Annotated in this window: 15 protein-coding genes, 1 tRNA gene and 1 pseudogene; 11 read left to right on the forward strand and 6 right to left on the reverse strand. The window is 46.8% G+C overall.

All coding sequences use genetic code 11. The features are described from left to right. Positions 1-2: 2 nt before the first annotated feature. From F7D20_RS00275 to F7D20_RS12970, 5 genes and pseudogenes are all read left to right on the forward strand, one after another. Positions 3-530 carry a shikimate kinase gene (locus F7D20_RS00275; protein ID WP_022251252.1) on the forward strand — a complete coding sequence of 176 codons (528 nt, stop codon included), beginning with the start codon at positions 3-5 and terminating at the stop codon, positions 528-530. A gap of 114 nt (positions 531-644) precedes the next feature. Then, the gene (gene speA / locus F7D20_RS00280; protein ID WP_022251251.1) at positions 645-2,537 is read left to right on the forward strand and encodes a biosynthetic arginine decarboxylase; all 1,893 of its coding nucleotides are present in this window, start codon (positions 645-647) and stop codon (positions 2,535-2,537) included. A 738-nt stretch (positions 2,538-3,275) separates the two neighbouring features. After that, positions 3,276-3,659, forward strand: coding sequence for a hypothetical protein (locus tag F7D20_RS00285; RefSeq protein ID WP_158462290.1), 384 nt, complete (start codon positions 3,276-3,278; stop codon positions 3,657-3,659). 152 nt (positions 3,660-3,811) lie between these two features. After that, complete coding sequence (locus F7D20_RS00290; RefSeq protein WP_158462291.1) at positions 3,812-5,827, forward strand: TonB-dependent receptor plug domain-containing protein; 2,016 nt, start codon at positions 3,812-3,814, stop codon at positions 5,825-5,827. Positions 5,828-5,929: 102 nt separating this feature from the next. Further along, a pseudogene (locus F7D20_RS12970) lies at positions 5,930-6,220 on the forward strand (heavy-metal-associated domain-containing protein); the annotation flags it as partial. A gap of 284 nt (positions 6,221-6,504) precedes the next feature. Here the strand turns inward: F7D20_RS12970 and F7D20_RS00300 are convergent. Next, on the reverse strand, positions 6,505-7,704 hold the full coding sequence (locus tag F7D20_RS00300) for a sugar MFS transporter (protein WP_158462293.1): 1,200 nt from the start codon (positions 7,702-7,704) through the stop codon (positions 6,505-6,507). A 7-nt stretch (positions 7,705-7,711) separates the two neighbouring features. Next, positions 7,712-8,878: an adenylyltransferase/cytidyltransferase family protein gene (locus tag F7D20_RS00305; protein ID WP_158462294.1), complete on the reverse strand. Its 1,167-nt coding sequence runs from the start codon at positions 8,876-8,878 to the stop codon at positions 7,712-7,714. 178 nt (positions 8,879-9,056) lie between these two features. On the opposite strand from F7D20_RS00305, the gene argB reads away from it, so the two are divergent. The 3 genes from argB (at position 9,057) to F7D20_RS00320 (ending at position 10,942) form a co-directional block, all read left to right on the forward strand. Continuing rightward, the gene (argB, locus tag F7D20_RS00310) at positions 9,057-9,827 is read left to right on the forward strand and encodes an acetylglutamate kinase (protein WP_022252818.1); all 771 of its coding nucleotides are present in this window, start codon (positions 9,057-9,059) and stop codon (positions 9,825-9,827) included. A gap of 115 nt (positions 9,828-9,942) precedes the next feature. Next, positions 9,943-10,455 (forward strand): RNA polymerase sigma factor, encoded by a 513-nt coding sequence (locus F7D20_RS00315; protein WP_158462295.1) that lies wholly within the window; start codon positions 9,943-9,945, stop codon positions 10,453-10,455. Further along, complete coding sequence (locus F7D20_RS00320) at positions 10,445-10,942, forward strand: hypothetical protein (RefSeq protein WP_022252820.1); 498 nt, start codon at positions 10,445-10,447, stop codon at positions 10,940-10,942. Before F7D20_RS00315 ends, F7D20_RS00320 begins: the two co-directional genes overlap by 11 nt. A gap of 172 nt (positions 10,943-11,114) precedes the next feature. On the opposite strand, the gene F7D20_RS00325 is transcribed toward F7D20_RS00320, so the two are convergent. Genes F7D20_RS00325 through F7D20_RS00340 form a run of 4 tightly spaced genes read right to left on the reverse strand, consistent with a single transcriptional unit; the run spans position 11,115 to position 16,355 of the window. Next, the gene (locus F7D20_RS00325) at positions 11,115-11,918 is read right to left on the reverse strand and encodes a hypothetical protein (protein ID WP_158462296.1); all 804 of its coding nucleotides are present in this window, start codon (positions 11,916-11,918) and stop codon (positions 11,115-11,117) included. A gap of 7 nt (positions 11,919-11,925) precedes the next feature. Beyond that, entirely contained in the window at positions 11,926-12,747 is an 822-nt protein-coding gene (locus F7D20_RS00330; protein WP_158462297.1) for a CPBP family intramembrane glutamic endopeptidase, read from the reverse strand. 29 nt (positions 12,748-12,776) lie between these two features. Continuing rightward, positions 12,777-13,754, reverse strand: coding sequence for a bifunctional riboflavin kinase/FAD synthetase (locus F7D20_RS00335; RefSeq protein ID WP_158462298.1), 978 nt, complete (start codon positions 13,752-13,754; stop codon positions 12,777-12,779). Positions 13,755-13,769: 15 nt separating this feature from the next. Next, positions 13,770-16,355 (reverse strand): calcium-translocating P-type ATPase, PMCA-type, encoded by a 2,586-nt coding sequence (locus F7D20_RS00340; protein ID WP_158462299.1) that lies wholly within the window; start codon positions 16,353-16,355, stop codon positions 13,770-13,772. Between the two features lie 138 nt (positions 16,356-16,493). On the opposite strand from F7D20_RS00340, the gene F7D20_RS00345 reads away from it, so the two are divergent. The 3 genes from F7D20_RS00345 to F7D20_RS00355 form a co-directional block, all read left to right on the forward strand. Beyond that, positions 16,494-16,567 (forward strand) — tRNA-Ile (locus F7D20_RS00345). Positions 16,568-16,899: 332 nt separating this feature from the next. Continuing rightward, the gene (locus F7D20_RS00350) at positions 16,900-18,558 is read left to right on the forward strand and encodes an RNA-binding domain-containing protein (protein ID WP_158462300.1); all 1,659 of its coding nucleotides are present in this window, start codon (positions 16,900-16,902) and stop codon (positions 18,556-18,558) included. A 177-nt stretch (positions 18,559-18,735) separates the two neighbouring features. Next, positions 18,736-20,612: TOTE conflict system archaeo-eukaryotic primase domain-containing protein (locus tag F7D20_RS00355; RefSeq protein ID WP_158462301.1), on the forward strand; the 1,877-nt coding region annotated here is incomplete at its 3' end.

Here is a 20,612-nt window from a genome sequence, read left to right on the forward strand (position 1 = left end):
CTATGAAGTCGATTATCATCATCGGATATATGGGCGCCGGAAAGACAACAGTCGGCAAAGCCCTTGCCAAGGAGTTGGGCGTCATGTTCTACGACCTCGACTGGTATATCGAAACTCGTATGCACAAGACCGTCAAGGAAATCTTCGACGAGAAAGGCGAAGAGGGATTCCGTATCATTGAGCACAACATGCTGCACGAAGTAGCTGAGTTCGAGAACGTTGTTGTAAGTTGCGGGGGCGGGACACCCTGCTTTTTTGACAACATGGACTATATGAACCAGTTGGGAACCACCGTCTATCTGAAGGCTACTCCCGAGACTCTCCACGCCCATCTGCAGATGGGCAAGGGCGTGCGACCACTGCTGCTAAACAAGACCCCCGAGGAGGTGGAAACTTTCATCAAGGAACAACTCAAACAGCGAGAGCCCTTCTATCTGAAGGCACAGCACATCTTCGACATCGATGTAATCGACGATTACGACAAGATACAGAATACGGTGAAAAAACTGCGCCTGCAGTTGGGTATATAAAGAACCTCGGAATCAGGCTTCAAGCCGAAGGCTACAACGAGGCTACAAACTGAAACAACCCAATTAAAATATAACACATCACAACAAAACTACATTCATTCCAGAAGAAAAGAAATGAAGAAATGGACTATTGAAGACTCGAATGAACTCTACAACATCAAAGGTTGGGGCACTTCTTACTTTGGCATCAACGAAAAAGGAGATGTCTATGTAACTCCATGCAAAGACAACACGCAGATAGACCTGCGCGACGTCATGGACGAGTTAGCCCTGCGAGACATCACGGCTCCCGTGCTGCTCCGATTCCCCGACATTCTCGACAATCGTATCGAAAAGACTGCCAGTTGCTTCCAAAAAGCCAAGGAGGAATATGGATACAAAGGCGAAAACTTTGTCATCTATCCTATCAAGGTCAACCAGATGCAGCCGGTCGTAGAGGAAATCATATCGCATGGCAAAAAGTTCAATCTCGGTCTTGAGGCTGGCTCTAAGCCAGAACTCCACGCTGTCATTGCCGTACAGTGCCAGAGCGACTCGCTCATCATCTGCAACGGATACAAGGACGAAAGCTATATCGAACTGGCTCTCCTCGCACAGAAGATGGGCAAGCGTATCTTCATCGTAGTAGAAAAACTCAACGAGCTCGATATCATTGCCAAGACTGCCAAAAAACTCAACGTAAGACCCAATATCGGAATACGTATCAAGTTGGCCTCATCAGGCTCTGGCAAGTGGGCTGACAGTGGCGGCGATGCATCCAAGTTTGGTCTGACAAGCGCAGAGTTGCTCACAGCACTCAACAAGATCGACGAGATGGGGCTGCACGACTGCCTGCGGCTCATACACTTCCACATCGGAAGCCAGATTACCAAAATACGACGCATACAAACAGCCTTGCGCGAGGCTGCACAGTTCTATATCAACCTGCACAAGATGGGATATAATGTCGACTTTGTTGACTGCGGAGGCGGATTGGGAGTCGACTACGACGGAACACGTTCTTCAAGCAGCGAAAGCTCCGTCAACTATTCCATCCAGGAGTATGTGAACGACTGCGTATATACGTTTGTCGACGCTGCCAACAAGAACAATATCGCACACCCTAATCTTATCACCGAAAGTGGCCGTTCCCTTTCGGCACATCATTCAGTACTCGTCATCGATGTACTCGAGACAGCCTCGCTGCCAGAGATGCCCGAGGAGTTTGAGGCCAAGGAAGAAGACCACCAGTTGGTAAAAGACCTGTATGATATCTGGGACAACCTGAACCCACGCAATATGCTCGAAGACTGGCACGACGCTGAGCAAATACGCGACGAGGCTTTGGAACTCTTCTCGCATGGCATCGTCGACCTCAAGACAAGAGCCGAGATAGAAGCCATGTACTGGAGTGTATGCCATGAGATTAACAATCTGGCAAAGCACATGAAACACATCCCTGAAGAACTGCGAGGACTCGACAAACTGCTTGCCGACAAGTATTTCTGCAACTTCTCGCTCTTCCAAAGTCTGCCAGACAGTTGGGCCATCGACCAACTCTTCCCTATCATGCCTATACAGCGACTCAACGAGCGCCCAGTAAGAAAAGCCACCTTACAGGACATCACCTGCGACAGCGATGGAAAAGTAGCCAACTTTGTGACCGATGGCCATATTGGTAATGTACTTCCGCTGCACGCACTCAAGAACAACGAGCCTTATTACCTCGGTGTCTTCCTCGTAGGAGCCTACCAGGAAATATTGGGCGACATGCACAACCTGTTCGGTGACACCAATGCGGCGCATATATCAGTAAAGGACGGCAAGTACAACATCGATCAGATCTTCGACGGTGAGACTGTGGAAGAGGTTCTCGACTACGTGCAGTACAACCCCAAGAAACTCGTCCGCCAGTTGGAGCAGTGGGTTACCAAAAGTGTGAAAGAAGGTAAGATTTCACTCGAAGAGGGTAAGGAATTCCTTGCAACCTATCGCAACGGACTCTTCGGATATACTTACCTGCAGTAAACAGATAATCAAAATTCCTCATACAGAGGGCATATCAAAGTCTTAATAGGCTATTGATATGCCCTCTTTCTTTTCTTAGAAAGTGAACAGAAGCCATATAGGCAACCAACATTGGTCACAATAGAAGCCTCAAGCTGGTCATAATAGACGACAAACGTTGGTCATAATAGTCGACCCATAATAGGCATAACAGACTATCATCGCAGAATATTATAACGTGATGGTTTAAGCCACCAACATGTTTCTTTGCAAAGATATGAAGGGCAACTTCATTTGTGGCTATATACATAAGTAGTCAACTATAAGTATGACTAAAAATAAGTAAGTCAACGTGAATTATAAATAAGTAATAACTGAGTCAACTCATATTATCAATAACACTTAGAGTGGGCAACTAAAATCATTAAACCACAAATAAAAGTTCTATTCATAGCCTTTGAATGTCCGTTCAAAGCCTTTGAATGTCCGTTCAGAGCCTTTGAATGTGCGTTCAGAGCCTTTGAATGCACGTTCAGAGCCTTTGAACAGACATTTCAAAAGCGTGAACGGAGATTTTTCAACAAGAGACAGAACAAATTCATAAGAAACAGAAAACAAATGCGTAGTGCTAAAATAACTACTCATGGCTATAGGGGTGCCGAATAGTTACTAAAGATAATGTTTCTATTTAAATAACATTAAAAAGTAAGCAAAAACTTGCATATTTAATAAAAACCATGTTATTTTTGCAACCGAAAAATGAAGAAACTGTTACACATATCGTTTACATTCTTTCTTGCCGTGGTACTCGTTATCATGGGAAGCGGAGTAACATTTCTTCATTGCTCATGTTCCGGCAAGACAACCGTGATACTGTCGCATACAGCACAGAACGGCGGTAATTCCGACACCACCAAAGGATGCATGAAGGTAACAAGCGTACAGCTATCGCCTACGACGCAAATGCAGCCAACCGTTTTCGACTTTCATGCCTTCCAGCCTTTGATGGCGATTATTCATGAGTGGCAAATGCCTCATTTGTCTTTCAGGGCAAAGAGAACACTGAGCAACATCATTCCCAAAACCGGATACAGTCCGCCACCAAAACTGTATCTCTATCTTATTGAAGTCCTGACCATTTGAACCTCCATCTTGTCGACATGATGAAGGTTAGCCCCCGCTATGCGCATAAACCTCATCAGAAATAAGATAATAAGATAAAAAGATGAAAAAGGACAACGAAAAATAAGATAACAATAAACACAAAGCATACTTTACTTGGCATCGCCCTCATAATGCCACTGGCAAGCTTTGCCCAGAGCGAAGTGCAACCCAACGAAAAGAAAGACACAATAGCCGACCAGGAGATTAAGGAAGTAACCGTGGTGAGCCGCAAAGCTGGTGTAAGTCGACTGGCAGGAGCCATCAATGGTTCTATCATCAACAAAGACGAACTCTTCAAGGCTGCCTGCTGCAACCTGGGCGAGAGCTTCACCACCAATCCTTCAGTAGATGTCAACTATAGCGATGCGGCAACAGGAGCAAGACAAATCAAGCTGCTCGGACTTGCAGGAACATACGTGCAGATGATGACAGAAAACCTGCCCAACTTCCGTGGCGCAGCAGCCCCATTCTCTTTAGGCTACGTGCCAGGTCCATGGATGCAGAGCATACAGGTAAGCAAGGGAGCCTCATCGGTAAAAGCCGGATACGAAAGCATCACAGGCCAAATCAACGTAGAATATCTCAAGGCAGATGCCGAGCCTGGCGTGGAGGCCAACCTCTATGGCGATACCGACGGAAAGCTGGAAGCCAACGCCGCAGCCAACGTACATCTCAACAGCAAGCTCACTACCGAGTTGCTTACACACTATGAGAACAGATGGGGAGCCAACGATATGAACATGGATGGCTTCAAGGATATGCCCAACATTCTGCAATACAACTTGCAGAACCGATGGATATTCAAGTCGGAACACTACATGCTGCGTGCCGGCATCTCGCTCATCAGCGAACATCGTCGCGGAGGACAGACCCTTAAGGAGATGGACGATGACATGAAAAAAGCCATGGAGGGCAAAGAACTCTATGGCATAGACATCAAGACCAACCGGTATGAGGCTTACATGAAACACGCGTTCATTCTCAATAAGGAGCACGGCACCAATATTGCCCTCATGACTACAGGATCCATGCACCAGGAAGATGCCCTCTATGGACATAAGACCTACTACGTGAACGAGAAAAACCTGTATGCATCACTCATGTTTGAGCACAACTTCAACAAGCAGCACAACCTCTCAACAGGTGTGAGCCTCAACCACGATTACTTAGGACAGCAATATCGTCTCACCGATGACCAGACTCAAGCCAAGACACGCGACAATGAGAAGGAAACCATTCCGGGCATCTATGCCCAATACACCTATAATCTCAACAACAAGCTCATCGTGATGGCAGGAATCCGTGCCGACCACAGCAATCTGTACGGCAACTTCGTCACACCACGTTTCCATGTGAAATGGCAGGCCAACGACATCATAGGCTTCCGCCTTTCTGCCGGCAAAGGCTATCGCTCAGTACATGCTCTTGCCGAAAACAACTATCTCCTGGCAAGCAGCAGAAGACTCGTCATCGACGACAACCTGAAACAGGAGGAAGCTTGGAACTATGGCATCAGCAGTCAGATGAACATACCGCTGTTTGGACAGACACTCAAGCTCAATGCTGAGTATTATTACACCAAATTCCAGAACCAGGCTGTCATCAACTTCGACAGCAATGTACCCGAAGTACGCATCTCCAATCTGGATGGCAAGAGCTATTCACACGTGTTCCAGATAGACGCCGCCTACCCCATCTTCAAAGGCATGACCCTGACAGCAGCCTATCGCCGCAACTATGTCAAGGAAACCTATGACGGCATACGTATGGACAAGCCTTTGCTCAGCAAGTACAAAGGTCTGGTTTCTGCCTCCTACAAGACTCCGCTCGGTCTTTGGCAGTTTGATGCCACCTTGCAGCTCAATGGCGGAGGAAGAATGCCACAAGCCTATACACTTGCCAATGGCGAGCCTTCATGGGACCAGAACTTCAAGGCTTACACCTTGCTCAGTGCACAAATCACTCGTTGGTTCCGCCACTTCTCCATCTATATAGGAGGCGAAAACCTGACAGGATTCAAGCAAAAGCACCCTGTAGTAGATGCCATGAATCCTTGGGGCAGCCAGTTTGACACCAATATGGTATGGGGTCCTATCAATGGAGCTATGGGCTATATCGGTATCCGTGTAAACTTCGGAAGACTCTAATCAAAAGGTGCTTTACCGACAGAATTCTCGCTTCGGGATAAGTAAAAACAAGAAATATTCATTATTAATTAAATATTTTAATCATAAAAGAAAGGAAAAATTATGAAAAAGATTATGACAGTAACCGCCATGCTGGTATTTGCCATCAGCATGTTTGCAAAAGACATTAAGACTGTAGTGTTCACCACACTTCCACAGATGCACTGTGAGAACTGCGAGAACAAGATCAAGGGCAACCTGCGCTTTGAGAAGGGAATCAAACAGATTACCACCAGCGTACCCGACCAGAAAGTAACTATCGAATATGATGCCGACAAGACTACTCCAGAGAACATCGCCAAGGGCTTTGCCAAGATTGGCTACAAGGCAACTGTTGTAACAGGCGAAGCCAAGAAAAAAGGCTGTAGTGGCTGCAGCAAGAAAGCTGATGCAACTAAAGGCAGCTGCTGCAAGAAGAACGGTGAAAAGAAAGAAGGAAGCTGCTGCAGTAAGAAAGCCGAAGTAAAGAAAGAGGGTTGTGGAGGCTGTAGCAAGAAAGCTGATGCAACTAAAGGCAACTGCAGCACGAAGTAACGACAAGATAGGAGTAATACCTTTATTATAGAAAGAACCGTACTTAGTGTTAAAAGGACACAAAGTACGGTTCTTTTTTATTTCAGTAAACTGACTTACTTACATTACCCCAGTTTCTTTGCCTTTGACACATGAAGGGCAAAGGCAGCAATAACGACAAAGCAAACCAAAGGTACAATGAAGCCAACAGCCATGTCGGTTTCGCCAAGAGCACCCATCAGTACAGGAGCAATAGCTCCACCCACGATTCCCATGATGAGATAAGAAGAGCCACGCTTCGTACTGCCGGCGTCAAGCCCTCGCAATGCCAAGGCAAAGATAGTGGGAAACATGATGGACTCGCAAAGATAGGTCAACACCAAAGCCACTACAGCCAGCATACCTGCACCCAAGATAACCGCCAGCATACAGACTGAGGCGCCCAAGGCGCAGAACAACAGCAAGGTGCCAGCCTTGACATAGTTCATGCCCCAACTGCCCAACAATCGACCGACAAAGAAGAAGCCCATACCACCAAACGACAGCATCAAGGCAGCATCTCGAGCCGAAACAGAAGGAATACTCTCGGTGACATAATTGATAAAGAAACTGTTGATACCCGTCTGGGCAGCCACATAGAAGAAAATGGCTGTTAAACCGAAGACAAAGGTACGGGAATGCCACAACGACACCCCGGAAGCTGCCTCAGCAACCTGTTTCTCCTCTTTAATCTCGGGTAGCTTCACGCGACCTATTACTATGGCGATAAGCAGCACGGCAATGCCTATAATGGTGTAAGGCAAAGCCACCGAGCCACTGTTGCCATCGGCTCCACGGAAAACAAGAAGTCCTCCTACCAAAGGACCGACTATCCAGCCCAGTCCATTGAGCGACTGAGCCAGGTTGAGTCTTGAGGCTGAGGTCTCCTCATCGCCAAGGACAGCAATATAAGGATTGGATGCTGTTTCCAGACAGGTAAGTCCGCAGCCTATCACAAACAGGCAGACCAGGAAAAAGTTGAACGACATAATCATCTCGCCCGGAATGAAAAGCAAGGCACCAATGCCATAAAGCACCAGTCCTGTAAGCACTCCTGCCTTATAGCCCCACTTGCGGATAATGGTACCGGCAGGTATGGCCATGATAAAATAACCTCCATACACCATCGCCTGCACCAGGGCAGAGCGAGTCTTGGATATGACAAGGGCATCCTGATAGTGCTTGTTCAGAATATCAAGGATGCTATGAGCAAAGCCCCAAAAGAAAAACAGCGATGCTATGAGCACAAAAGGCAGCAGATACTGCCCGGGAACAATCTTTTTCATCGTCACACTACTTTCTTCTTATCGTTAGTGTGATGGCCTCAGGATGAGCTTCGGCAAAATTCTTCACATCGTCTACCACCAAGGCCAGATATCCACCGCCACCAGCTCCAGGCATCTTCCACGCCTTCACATCGGGCAGAGCTGAATACTTGTCAATATAACCTTGGACACAACCCTGAATCATGGCAGGGAACATACTTACCTGAGCATCAAACGAGGCCTTGTAGGCACGGGCGAAAGCCTCATAGTCCTTAGCCAGAATGGCTTGCCAGCAGTCGTCGGCAGCCTGGGCCAAAGCCTTCACCTTCACCTCGGTGATGTCCTTACCCTCTACCACCGAGCAACCAGGTCGACGGGGCTCCATCGCTATCATGCAGAGATGTTCCTCCAGCCAGGAAAGTGTCGCCTCATCATCGCAACGCTCAAACTTCTCGGGCCAGAAACGGTTGTTGTAGTAATGACGGCACAAACCAGGAATACAGATTCCGATGGCATCCTGTGCTCCACTTACGATGCCATCATTGCGCTCAGGGTCGTTCTCGAAACAGAAGACCAACTTCGACAAGATTTCAGGATCCATATCGGGCAACTTCACTGGCCATATTTTCTTGATCATGTTTCGGGTGGAAGTGGAAAGTCCACAGCGCTCGCGCACCTCAAAGGTGGGAATCAACGACATGGTGATGGCCCAGCCTGGAGCATAACAACTCACGTAAGGCTGATCAATCCATGTACCAGCCAGATCAAGACGAGTTGGCAAGGCGCAGGTTCCATTCTTAATATCAGTACTCGAACGGGCTGTCAATCCCTCGGCAGGAGTACGCTCCAGCACTACATACTCGATACCATGCTCCTCGCAGAACTTTCGCTTGGTGTCGCTGCTTCCATCTTCATTCACGACAAACACATCGGGATGCAGGAACTCCACCGTCGGCACAAAGTCCATGATGCCCGAACCGGCATTGATGAATGCATCTTTCACGTATCGGATAGACTTTACCATGAACAGGCGTTCCTGCTCCGGATAGAAGGTTTTATGATGCTTATACTCCAAGATAGTGGAATCGGAACCTATGCCGACATACAACTCACCATACTGCGAAGCCTGACGGAAGAACTCCACATGTCCGCTGTGAAGAAGGTCATAACATCCGCTTACAAATACCTTTTTCATATCTGTTATTTATAATCTATTACTATTCACTTGCTTTAGCAATCGTGCAAATTTACAATTTTTCGCAGAAATAAAGGCACATTGTAGAGTTAAAGAAACAAAAGAGCCGACTATAAGTATAGGTTTTTAGTAAAAATAGTTGTAACTTTGTACTGTCATTATCAAAATATAGACAGATATGGAGAAAGTAACAATCGTAAAGGTGGGCGGCGCCATCGTTGAGGACAACGAGCAACTGGCACAGCTCCTTACAGATTTTGCCGCCATACCAGGAAAGAAAGTACTGGTACACGGCGGAGGCAGACGCGCTACTAAAGTAGCAGCAGCCTTGGGTATAGAGAGCAAAATGGTGAATGGCAGACGCATCACCGACGCACAGATGCTGGAGGTGGTAACCATGGTCTATGGAGGCTTGGTCAACAAGAACCTTGTAGCCAAGTTGCAAGCCAAGGGCGTAAACGCACTCGGACTGACAGGAGCCGACATGGATGTGATACACAGCCACAAGCGCCCCGTCAAGGACGGAGTAGACTTCGGATATGTAGGCGATGTGGAACGCGCCAATGGCAAGATGCTGCAAACCCTTATCCAGGAAGGCATTACACCTGTTATGGCTCCGTTGACTCACGACGGCAATGGCAATATTCTGAATACTAACGCCGACACCATAGCCAGCGAAACAGCCAAGGCTTTGGCTCCCTACTACGATGTGACGCTGATATACAGTTTCGAGAAGAAGGGCGTGCTTTCCAATCCCGATGACGACAACAGCGTGATTCCTGTCATCACACGATCCGACTTCGAGAAATACCAGGCTGACGGAACCATCGGCGGAGGTATGATTCCAAAGATAGAGAACGCCCTTGCTGCCGTAGACGCAGGCGTGAAGGAGGTGATTATCACTCTGGCAACAGCCATAGACGGCAAACAGGGAACCGTCATTAAGTAAAGAACGAAGAGTGAAGAATTCTTTTGCCTTTGATTCTTAATAAGAGTTAAAAATAGAAATAATTTAAGATTGGTTGTAACTTTCTTATAACATAGTCGTCATTAATAACAGAGGAATGAAAGAAATCAGTTTCCGAAACGATGTTTTGCCACTGAAGGACAAACTCTTCAGACTGGCTCTGCGCATTACTCTCAACAGAGAGGAAGCCAAAGACATCGTGCAAGACACACTGATAAAAGTCTGGAACTCGCGCAACAAATGGCAACAGTTAGACTCCATCGAAGCCTACAGCCTCACTATCGCAAGAAATCTCTCGCTCGACCGCATCAAGAAGATGGAGAATCAGAACGGATCGCTCGAAGATGAGAAGACAGAAAGGCCAGACGCCACCTCGAATCCTTCAGAACGAATGATTCAGAAAGACAAGCTGGACATCGTAAAGAGGATGATAGACGAACTTCCCGAAAAACAACGCAGCTGCATACAGCTACGCGATATTGAGGGAAAAGCCTATAAAGACATTGCCCTGATTCTCGGCATCACCGAAGAACAGGTAAAGATCAATATCTTCAGGGCTCGTCAAACAATAAAACAACGATTTCAACAATTCGACAAATATGGACTATAAGTACATCAAACAGCTTTTAGAGCGCTACTGGAATTGCGAGACCTCCCTCGAAGAGGAAGACATCCTCCGCACATTCTTCAGCCAGGAAGATATTCCTTCCGAGCTGGAGTCCTATAAGGCTCTCTTTACCTACGAGCTTGGCGAAAGCAAGAACGAGGCTCTGGGCGATGACTTTGACCAAAAGATGATGGACATCATTGAAGGCGAGGAAAGCCAGAAGCCAGAAAAGGCAAAGGTAATATCGCTGACAGAGCGACTGAAACCTCTGTTCAAGGCTGCGGCCATGGTGGCTATCTTCCTTACTCTGGGCAATGCCGCCCAAGTACCTTTCCAGAAAGATGCCGAATACGTAGGAAATACAGGAAACGGACAATCGGTTCACGGTGTATCAGTAGCTGCCATTGCCGACTCAGTATCGGTCGACTCCATGCAGCAATCCAATATCAACCAAGTGGCTGCCGATCCGGCTTCCAACATACTGAAATGATAAATTTCTATGCTTTCTCTATAAAATCATGTTTAGTAAAACAACTCTGAAACTGTGAAGTTTCATTTCTCTCAAATTTTTCATAACATACTAACGTAATAGTAGGGCTGCCAGGAATCCTGGCAGCCCGTGTTATTTATATACGTTTATCTGGCCTTATCGCCCCAACAGCCTATGGCAGGAAGCGGATATAGGTTCTGTCGTCAAAACTCTTGTTGCCTTCTACAAGGCCTTTGGTTGCGATGAAACAGCTGATGTTTTGAGGATCGTTGGCGATTTGATTAGCCAAGGCAGCCTCACTCTCTGCCAGAGTAGGCTTGAGGAAAGGATAGCCATCGCTCGCCAAAACAATCTCGGAAGAGGCAGAAACAGTCTCAGAAGAAGATACTGGCACAACCTTTACCCCCTCCCGATAGATGGGGAATCCATCAATAACAGTATAAGTCTTGTTTTGTCCCGAAAGCATCGCCTCGACGAGCAAAGGCTCTATTTGCCTGCGAGCCTCAGCAGGAAGCATTCCTTCCTTTATCAAGACAACGCGCCTCTCTGCAATCTCTTGCTCGTAGGGCTTACCATTCTCATAGAGTTTCCCGCTGATGAGAGCCTGACAATCGCCCACCATCCACACCTCTTGCCTTGCTCTGCTGTAAACGACGGCAGAAGCCGTAAGGCGTTCCTCGGGATGCAGCAACAATCGCTCAGCCACACCCAAAGGCTTATACACATTATCGCATATATAACGCGTGATGCCTTGGCAGAAATCATCCGCCAAGGCATCCGCCTTCAATTCTTGTCTGATATATTCAGAGATGAGCACCATAGCATAACGTCCGTTCTTCATCTCCGGATGGAGATGCTTTGGGATCTTGCTCGTACTGCCATCTATTACGGCGATGAAATCACCGGTCACGACCAGTCCATCCTCACAGGCCTCCTGGCACTTCTTGCCAATAATGCTTTGTTCTATGATAATCATCTTATTATTACGCTTTTCTAAATCTTGCAACCAACTGCAGGAAACTCGGTATGAGAATGCACAAGGAGAAGCCTACGGCATAATATACCGTCTTCTCATCACCATGGAAGAGGTCGATAAGCTTGCCGTCGCTCTGAGGAAGAAGGTTGGTCAGGATATAAGCCATCGTGTTGTTGACCCAATGCAGCAGGATGCCTGGCACAAGGCTACGGGTGCGATAGTACATCCATCCTAAGAGAAGACCCATGAACAGGGCATTGACAAACTGGGCTGCATTACCATGCACAGCACCAAAAATGGCAGCCGAAATCATGATGGCAACCCAATGGTTGCGCTTGCTCATCATACCCAGCAAGGTACGGAGGATGGCGCCACGGAAGACAACCTCCTCGGTCAATGGTGCCAGGATGCCTACAGCCACATACCCCCAGGGCTCTTTGAGCAGCCCTTCGAATATGCGGCCTGTGGTCTCGTCCATTTCCAGTCCGATTTGCTCATACACAAACTCAAGTGGAATCATGGCACCCAAAGCAAACAAAGCTACCCAAAGAAGAGTGAGCCAAGGTTTGGACAACAAATAGTTGCGAGAGATGGGAGTCCACTTGGTCTTCAGAAAAACAACCAGGGTAATCACACTGCTGAACACCGAGGTAAGGGCAAGCAGCACGGGATTGTGCCCCGAAAGCATGGCTGTTCGCACATCTGCCAGTTCCTCGTGCTGAACAAATGACCAGACAAGCATTCCCAAGAATGAAACTATAAGCTGTACTACGACAAACACAATGCCATACAGCAGAATATCCATAACACCTTTCTTTACCTCTTTCATCGTTTGTATCTGTTTATTTAAATTTGTTTCTATTCGTTCTCTTTGTCTTTCTGCAACAGCGCCACAACGGTTTCCTCGTCTTCACGGAGTTGCTCTGCAAGTTCCTCAGGCGACTCGAACTTACGCTCGCCCCTGATGCGGTGCACAAAGCTCACCAACAGCAACTGACCATAAATGTCGCCATCAAAATGGAAGATATGTGTCTCGATCGTTGTGCGCTTTCCGCCGAAGGTAGGACGCGTGCCTATATTCATCATGCCCCACTTCATTTCCATCCCCTGCTCCAGCCTTACCTTGACGGCATAGACACCGGCGGCAGGAATCATTTGACACAAATGGGAGATATCTATGTTGGCTGTAGGGAAGCCTAATTTGCGACCCTCATGAAAGCCATTCACCACCTTGCCTACGATGGTATAAGGATAGCCCAAGCACATATTGGCAAGCTCCACCTCGCCTTCGCGCAGAAAGGAACGGATGACCGAAGAGGACACATTGATGCCGTCAAGCTGGAATGCGTCATTGCGAACTACCTCCATGTTCATCTCACGTCCATAGCGCACATAGTCATCGAAGGTTTCCTCACGATTGCGACCGAAGCGATGGTCATAACCGATAAAGAGGGCTCTCACACACAAATGGTCGCACAGCACCCTGCTCATAAACTCCCTGGCAGAAAGCGATGCCATCTCTTTATCGAAATGCAGCACCACCACATTGTCTATATCGGTGCGGGAGAGGAGAAGCAACTTGGAGTCGAGTGTACTCAACAACTCTGGCTGATAGTCGCTCTGCAACACCTTGCGCGGATGCTCGTCGAAGGTGATGATCGTTGCCTCAAGTCCCTGGCTGTGAGCTTTCTCCACCAGCTGACGTATGAGATACTGATGTCCTCTGTGCACTCCGTCGAAAAAGCCGATAGTTGCCACACATGGCTTCAAAGACTTGACAGCCGTACCGTCTTTCAGCCTACATCCGTCCTGAATAGTATAATATACTGTTTTCATCTTGTTTCCCTGTCTTTATTCCTCCTTATGACACATGGCTCGCTTCGCAGCACGATACAGTTCGCCTGTCCAAAGAACGAGCGAGGTTGAGCCTACAATGATTGCCCACTCTTTAAGCGAGAGAGGCTGGGTGCGGAACATTTCACCACCGAAAGTGACAATGAGCCACTGACCTGCCAAGACCAGCAGAAGCACCAACTGCATGCCCTTATCCTGGAAGAAGTGACGGAATGCAGACCTGTTGCTGCCCAAGGCTTTGGCATTGAAGAGGTTCCAGAACTGCAGCATCACAAACGTGGTGAAGAACCATGTCAGTTCGTGCGTATCGACTCCTCCCCTGCCACGACGCTCACAATATACCAGGAAAGCAAGCATCACGACAAAGAAACTGATGCCACAGAAAAGGATTCCTGTACCCATGCTGCGGTTAATGATAAAGTCGGAAGCCTTGCGGGGCTTTTCCTTCATCACCTCGTGCGAAGGAGGCAAAGAGGCTAAAGCCAAGGCTGCAAAGGTGTCCATTATCAGGTTGACCCACAATATTTGGGTAACGGTAAGCGGCATTTCGGTGCCTATGATCGAACCGCCAAGCACCAGGAGCAAGGCTGCCACATTGACCACCAACTGGAAAAAGAGGAAACGCTGAAGGTTGCGGTAAAGCGAGCGTCCCCACATCACGGCATTGGCAATCGACTTGAACGAATCGTCGAGCAAGGTCATATCCGAGGCTTCCTTGGCTACCGATGTGCCTGAGCCCAACGAAAGCCCTACATGGGCATAGTGTAGCGCCGGAGCATCATTGGTTCCGTCACCTGTTACCGCCACCACCTCGCCATGTTTCTGAAGCATGGTCACCAATCGCTGTTTGTCTGTAGGACGGGCACGGCTCATCACACGGATATTCTGTGCGCGCTTATAGGCTTCCTCATCCGAGAGAGCCTCCCACTGTTCGCCCGTTATCATCTGTTCCTCAAGCGGAGTCATCTCGCCATCCGCCCCTATGCTTGTATTGTCTTCCTCGAAGATGCCTATCTGCTTGCCTATCTCGAAAGCAGTAGCTGCCGTGTCGCCCGTCACCATCTTGACTTCTATACCTGCCTTTCTGCACTCCTGCACTGCTGCGGGAACCTCCTTGCGCAGAGGATCGGTAATGGCAACGATGGCCTGCAAAGTCATCTTCTCGTCTTCTGCCTTCTGATAGGCAAAGGCTAATGTTCGCATCGCCTTGCGCTGGAAGTCTGCAAGCTCTTCCTGTACTTTTTGCTTTTCCTTATCGTCCAAGTCGCACTTTGCCAGCACGATCTCGGGAGCTCCCTTCACAAAGAGATACTGTGTGCCTCCTGCAAGAACACGGGTGGACATATACTTTCGCTCGGTCGAGAATGGTTGCTGGCTCACCACGGTGCACTGTTTGCGCAACTCGGCATAGTCGTGCCCCTTAGCTTTGAGCCATAGCAGCAATGCCGACTCGGTAGGATTGCCTATACCTCGGTCATTGTCCAGTTCGGCAGTGGTGTTGACGGCTATCGCCAAGTGGAGCAAATGCTCGCTTCTCTGTTTCAGCAAGAGGGTGTCCACCTGCATCTGGTTCTGCGTCAGCGTACCAGTTTTGTCGGTACAAATCACGGTGACTGCTCCCATCGTCTCACAGGCATGAAGCTTGCGCACAAGATTGTTCGACTTGAGCATTCTTCGCATATTGAGAGCCAAGGAGAGTGTGACGGCCATAGGCAAACCTTCGGGCACAGCCATCACTATCAGTGTGACGGCCATCATGAAATACTCCAACACAAGGTCGGCCATATAAAGATAATCCTTGCCTCCCCATACAGGATTGGTCAGGATGTCGTGACCAAGAAACAGTACAAAAGCGGCTACCGAAACTATTGAGCCCACCTTGGAAATCATAGTAGCCAACTTGTCCAACTGCACATAGAGAGGAGTCTTCACCGCCGTCTGCTCGGTTGACTTGACCGCCACCTTGCCTATTTCAGTAGCATCGCCTACTGCCGTCACCCGGAATTCTCCACGTCCATTCATCACCATGGTAGAACGCAAAACCACATTGCGGGCATAAGCTCCGTCGCCACCTTCATCGAGCGATTTCTCTGTCATAGGCTCGCCTGTAAGCGATGACTCGTTGATCTGCAAATCGGCACAAGAGAGCAAGACACCATCGGCTGGCACCTCGTCGCCCACCTCTATCAACACAATATCGTCTACCACCACATCGCGGCGGGGAATCTCTATCACCCTCCCGTTTCGGCGCACCTTTACAGGCTGTCCCTCGCTCAAGGCTGTAAGGATATGAAACTTCTTGGCAGCATCCCGCTCGAAATAGAAGCCCACTGTTGTAGCCAGGAATACAGCCACAAAGATGCCTATCGTCTCCATAAAGTTGTGCTCTATGAAAGCCAGGACCAGAGAGATCAAGGCTGCAACAAGAAGGATTTGGATAATGGGATCGCGATACTTATCCAAATAGAGTTTCCATAAGGATATACGACGAGGAGGTGTGAGAACATTGAGTCCACACCTCTTTCTACTTTGTCCAACTTGCTCGTCGGAAAGACCTGAATTACTATTTATTTCTTTTGCCATTTGTCATGAAGCACTTCAAGTGCTATAAGATGATGGTGCAAAGATACGGCATTTTTCTGATTAATCGAAAAAAATGCCCAAAATATTTGGTTATTTAGCAAAAAGCTATTACCTTTGCAGCCGAATTGCAAAATTCACGGACTTGTAGCTCAGTTGGTTAGAGCAACAGACTCATAATCTGGAGGTCCCAGGTTCAAGCCCTGGCTGGTCCACGCTTCTATTACAGCGACTTATGCTTCGGCGTAGGCCGCTGTTTTTTCGTTAAACTTAACAAGAGTTAATGTGATGTTTGTGCGGGAAAATTGGCAATATTACATAAAAATCCGCGCAAAGATATTTGCCGTACGTTTTACTTGATTATTATCAAAATTGAATATTACGCAAAGCACTTTGTTAAATATCACTACTTTTGCTGCTATTTATTCAAATATCTCACATCGATATTGTATCTTTGCAGAAATTATCACTTGAAACCCTATTCAAGATTTCAGAACTATTGCAAGTACCTGTACTGGAACTTATCAAGAAACAGAATATATAGAATATGACCGAACAAGAATTACAACAATATCTGCTTTCCAAATATCCAAAAGAAAACGAGGAGTGTGAATGGAAAGAGTTCAAGAACATGAAAAATGACTTCAACGGCAAAGAAAAGGATGATGTCATTTCTTATGTTTCCGCCTTGTCGAATATGGAAGGCGGACATTTGGTTATCGGTGTTGTTGACAATACTTTGGAGATTGTCGGTACTAACACATACAACTACGACAGACAAAAAGCAAAACTCAGAATGACAGATCTGTGCGCCAACTTGCCTTCTGAAGGATTGCTGGTTGAAGAATTCATCACGGACGACTCGCACAAGACGGTATGGGTAATTCATATTCCAAAACACATGAAGCGTCGTCCTGTATATGCACATAGCAAGGCATGGCAGAGATTGGATGATTCTTTGGTGGAATTGACAGACTCACGCCTTAATGTAATACTTGACGAGCAAGATTCCGCATACGATTGGACAGCGCAAGCCATCGCTGATGCTACAATAGACGATCTTGACCCAGATGCTATCATGCTTGCTCGTGAAGGCTATAAGCAACGCTACCCAAAGTTTGCAAAGGAGTGTGACTCTTGGAGTGATAAAGTGTTTCTTGACAAGGCGTGTTTGACCATAGACGGAAAAATTACGAAAGCCACACTATTACTTGTAGGCAAAGAAGAAAAAGCACATAAGCTCAATCACATTGCGCAGATTGTTTGGAAATGCTTTCAAGACGGACAAACCTTTGGTGACATCTACACTATACCTTTCATACGAACCACGAGTGAGTTACTGAATAGAATAAGAAACTATCGGTTCAAAATATATCCAAAGAACTCGCTTATCCCTGCCGAAGTATGGAAATATGACACAGAGAGTATCCTTGAGGGGCTTCACAACTCTATAGCTCATCAAAAATACGAAAGCGATGCACGAATCATTGTCACGGAAGACAAGGACAAACTGACATTCCAAAATGACGGCTACTTCTTTGAAGGAAACTATAGCCAATATATAACTGGTGAGAAAACACCAAGGCACTATCGCAACCCTGCACTGGTAAAAGCTATGGTGAACATCAAGATGATTGATACCCAAGGCTATGGCATTCACAAGATGTTCGTGAGCCAAAAGGAACGCTATCTGCCAATGCCTGATTATGACAAATCCACAGCAACAGAAGTTGTCTTGACCTTACCTGGTACCGTCATTGACGAAAACTACAGTCTCTTACTGTTAGAAAACAGAAATATGTCTCTTACAGATGCTGTACTTTTAGATTCTGTACAGAAAGGCAAGCGCATATCGCCAGAAGCTATTGCCATGCTCCGCAAGCGCAAACTGATAGAAGGTCGTTTACCACATATCTTCATAGCAAAGGATATTGCCCAAGTAACAGACCAGAAGATAGAATATTCCAAGCACAAGGGATTGGACGACAAAAAATGCGAGGCATTATTGCTTGATTCGTTGAAGGATCATGGTTCGTTGACAAAGCCAGAAATAGTGCGTCTGCTTTGGGACGTGCTACCAGACCAGTTGGACGACAAACAGAAGAACAATAAATTGGATTATTTGCTTAAACGATTAAGGAAAGCAGGAAAAATATGGACTGAAAGAAATGAAGTTACTTCCGTATGGCACCTCACGGAAAAATAGTCAAATTCCGTGAGATTACAAGCACTTTTCCGTGAGGTATAAGCTAAGTCTACATATGTAATATGTATTTGTGCTGACAATCAGTCTATTACAGTCACTGGTGAGCTTGCGGAAAATTTTTATTTCAGAAAAATTCCGTAAGGTTTCCGTGTGTAACCCTCAAAACAGACTTTCATTATGGAAGACATTCAAGAGAAATACAACCATCTTCTCCTGCAGAATGAGGCTCTTCGTCAAGAAAACGAAGAATTGAAATTGCTTCTACATGCGCACGGCATTGAATACAAGCCCAAGCATGCAGAAGAGAAGGATGCTGCATATTCACCCTGCACCTTCCCATCTGTCAAACTTTCCATAGAGGAGCGTGTAACTCTTTTCCATTCCTTGTTCAAGGGCAGAGAAGATGTGTTTGCGCGAAGATGGTTCAGCAAAACAACAGGCAAGAGCGGTTACCAACCTGTCTGTATCAATGAATGGAGGCGAGGCGTATGCGACAAAAAGAAATTCAAATGTGCAGATTGTCCTAATAGACATTTTGCACCACTCACTTACCAATACCTCTATCGTCATTTGGAGGGCAAGGACGAGAACTGTTGTGATGTTGTCGGACTATATGCCATAATGCCCGACAACAACTGCGCCTTTCTTTGCGCCGATTTCGATGACAAGAGCTGCAAGCATGGCTATAAAGACGATGTCCTTGCATTTGTAGGAGTATGCAAAGAATGGAATATTCCTTATGCCATTGAACGCTCGCGCTCTGGTAACGGTGCCCATATATGGATTTTCTTTGAGGAGCCAATACCTGCTTTCAAGGCAAGACGATTAGGGAATGCCATCCTTACAGAGGCTATGCGACATAATGGTCGTATGTCCTTCAACTCATACGACAGATTTTTCCCAAACCAAGACAGAATGCCCGAAGGAGGCTTTGGCAACTTGGTCGCCTTGCCATTGCAGGGACAGGCTCGCAAAAGACGGAATAGTGTTTTCGTAGATGACGATTTCCTGGTGTACAAAGACCAGTGGGCTTTCCTTTATAACATCAACAAGATGAAGAATAAAGAAGTAGACATGCTACTAAATCTACATGTCTGTGAAGAACTTGGAGCACTCACCACTTCAAGTGAAAGCAAGCCTTGGGTTACTCCTATAACACAAGATATTTCCAAGAGTGATTTTTATTCCGAAATAGAAATCACCAAAGCCGATAAGATTTATATTCCGCTAAAGGCTGTTTCGGCAAAAGTTCTGAATCACCTTAAAAGAATAGCATCATTCAAGAACCCTGAATTTTATTGCAAGCAGGCACTGCGACTTTCTACATATTCCACACCTCGCATCATCTCATGTTTTGACATCACTGACGACTATCTCGCCATGCCCCGTGGATGTGAAGACGCGATTCTTTCTTTCCTCAATGAGAATGGAGTAAAGTATAATATTGTTGACGAGACCAACCACGGTACGCCCATATCTATTTCTTTTCAAGGTAAAGAACGAGAAGAACAACTGGCAGCTATCAACGCATTGTTAATGCACTGCAATGGCGTGCTTCACGCAACTACGGCATTTGGAAAAACAGTTACAGCGGTCGCAATCATTGCACGAAAAAAGGTGAGCACACTTATTCTTGTGCATTCGAAGGCATTGCTTGCCCAATGGCATGAACGTCTGACGGAGTTCTTGAACATTGACTATGTAGAACCTCCAGTGCCGAATAAGCGTGGCCGTTGCAAGAAATTCTCTGCGATAGGTTGTCTCGACTCTACAGGTAACTCTCTTCATGGCATTGTTGATGTAGCACTCATCCAGTCATGTCTTGATGGCGATAGCGTAAAGCCTTTTGTTGAAAACTACGGAATGGTAATAGTTGATGAATGTCACCACGTGTCTTCTATAACATTTGAGAATGTACTGAAGGGCGTAAAGGCACATACCGTTTATGGCCTGACGGCAACTCCTATCCGCAAGGATGGACATCAACCTATCATATTCATACCCCAATTCGGGATAACCGAGTGTTTAATACGATATAAATGCAGCGTGAATAC

The sequence above is a fragment of the Segatella copri genome (assembly GCF_009495355.1).
GTDB lineage: Bacteria > Bacteroidota > Bacteroidia > Bacteroidales > Bacteroidaceae > Prevotella.